This is a genomic window from Pantoea sp. SIMBA_079, assembly GCF_046940275.1.
In the GTDB taxonomy this organism is placed as follows: domain Bacteria; phylum Pseudomonadota; class Gammaproteobacteria; order Enterobacterales; family Enterobacteriaceae; genus Pantoea; species Pantoea borealis.
This window is the reverse complement of the sequence record NZ_JAWRYR010000179.1, coordinates 1-286: the sequence shown is the minus strand read 5'-3', so window position 1 is coordinate 286 and position 286 is coordinate 1. Positions and strand designations below refer to the sequence as shown.

Below are 286 nucleotides of genomic sequence, written 5' to 3'. Positions count from 1 at the left end.
CGTCGCTGTGCGTACTCGCGAAGGCGCAGACCTGGGCTCCATGCCCGTCGCCCAATTCGTTGAGCTACTGACACAAGCGGTTTCCCGGCGTGGTCGCCAAGAATCGGAGTAATGACTATTAAGCGTGAAATGAGAAACGATAAGCGTGCTGTACCGAAGGCCCCGATCAACGAGAATATCTCGGCCCGCGAGGTTCGGTTAATTGGCGCAGACGGCGAGCAGGTTGGCATCGTCTCGATTGATGAAGCGCTGCGTATCGCTGATGAAGCGAAGCTGGACCTGGTAG

Annotated in this window: 1 pseudogene; it reads left to right on the top strand. The window is 57.0% G+C overall.

Features of this window, described 5'->3' with window-relative positions:
- Nucleotides 1–129 precede the first annotated feature (129 nt).
- Nucleotides 130–286 (top strand): annotated as a pseudogene (locus tag SB719_RS19615) (translation initiation factor IF-3); the annotation flags it as partial.